We start from the raw sequence: 1,877 nt of genomic DNA, 5'->3' as shown, positions 1-1,877 counted from the left end.
GTTAGCTGGACGCCTTGAAATCATAACAATATTCGTCCTTTTTATTCCCGCTTTCTGGCGTGAACAATTCTAATGCAGAGAGTATTTTATTCTACCATGATAAAAAATTTACAAGATAAAAAGGTGTGAACAGTATGCATCATAATATTCACCCCTCACTCAATCCACTGAAGATTTGCCAAAATTTCATACAAATCATCATATCAATGATATAAAATGGGCACCATCATTTTTACTTAAATAATAATAAGGTGCAAATCGGCACCACAAAATAAGATATAAATTAGTACCACCATATTATTTTCTTTCTGTTAACGTCGTAACAGCCTGCATTTCAGACAATTTATAAGAAATCTCTTTACACCTTGTCTTCAACAGTTTTTATCCACCACAGCCTTCTTCCAATTGTAATGTGTAAGAGGATAGCTCTCATTGATTTAATATCAACAGATTTGACATGAGAAAATCTTAAGGTACTCAAAGCTCTTATTCAAATTGAAAAGGTAAATTATCTATAAAAATCATATATATTGATCTTCGATCGATCTTATTATGAATTTATTGAAAATATTTACAACTATTTTATCTATAGAGATAGCGTCATTATCTTTTTTAAGACAAGAAAACGTTTTTTTTGCTATCTATTTAAGTCTTACAAAATGAACAATACCAGTACGACACCGCATAAGATAGTGCATAAATCTCTAGACTTGAGTTAACGCATTATTTTCTTATTCTAAAATATCACTGAATGAAAGTAGCTTTCCTCTCTCCTCGTATGCTTTATCATAAACCACATTTCGCTCTTAAGCGTATACATTTTTAATCTTCTATCCAAAATTTTTAGAACTTCTTATAGCGTTCTACTAAAGACAATATAAATTTTGTAAAATAACATTTATATTATTGAGCTGTTTTCTTCATGACTATGAAAAACCTTTAAGGAAAACACCTTTTATCATTCCTCAAGAAGATCTTTGATATAATAATCAAAGTGTTTTTTCCGCAAACAGTTCTTTGTAAACACTTTCAATCTTGCTTGCCTCTTTTTCCAAAGGAAAGTGAATACGAACATGGGTTAAAGCTTTCTTTCCGGCTGCCAATGTTTTTTCTACATCAGCAAAATAAGGTTCAATTGCTGATGTTAAAGCCGCTCCATCTCCTGCTTTTACAACTGTTCCTGTTCCCTCGACCACCAATTCTTTATAAGCTCCTGCATCACTCGTTACAACCGCAACCTGTGATGCCATTGCTTCTAATGGTGTTAAACCGAAACCTTCTGTACGAGAAGGTGCAACGTAAAGCGATAAACGACGATACCACAAAGGGATGTCCAGAATCTCACCAAGAAAAATAATGCGATCATCCAGACCCGCCTTAGCAATCTTTTGGCGTAATTCTTTTTCAAAATGATAATATTGCTCTGTCGTACGACCAGCGATAAGTGCTGTCCATTCAGGATAGTCAGGTAATAATGCTATCATGGCATCAACAAATAAATCTGTTCCTTTTGAGTAGCGCAAACGCCCAAAACACCCTACCGCATATTTTCCTGGAAATCCTGTCGAAGAAAAGCAATCATCGAGAGTCTGTAGTGGAGTAAAACGCCTCACATCCACCCCATGCATAATAACCTTATGAGGCACTTCAAGATAAGCGCCCGTATGTGTACTGGTAGCGATAACCCTATCCATACAGCGAATCAACCATTTGGTAAAAAGCTTATGATGGCGTTGTGAAGCCGATGTAAAGATAAGTTTAAGCTTCATTTTCAAGATATCGCGCAAAAAGATCCCAAAGAGCATCTCAATATTGCGTCGTGCATGCCAAATACGAAATGGCTTCCCTTTCGGACTTTTCCAAAGTCCGAAAAGGTC

The 1,877-nt window shown here is 35.4% G+C and carries 1 protein-coding gene; it reads right to left on the bottom strand.

Going from position 1 to position 1,877, the window contains the following annotated elements; all coding sequences use genetic code 11:
- Nucleotides 1-989 precede the first annotated feature (989 nt).
- Nucleotides 990-1,877 (bottom strand): glycosyltransferase family 4 protein (locus ACFIKE_RS09990; RefSeq protein ID WP_375649685.1); only part of this gene is annotated, 888 nt, incomplete at its 5' end.

The sequence above is a fragment of the Bartonella sp. MU70NMGDW genome (assembly GCF_042194085.1).
Classification (GTDB): domain Bacteria; phylum Pseudomonadota; class Alphaproteobacteria; order Rhizobiales; family Rhizobiaceae; genus Bartonella; species Bartonella grahamii.
This window is presented reverse-complemented; position numbering and strand designations above follow the sequence as displayed.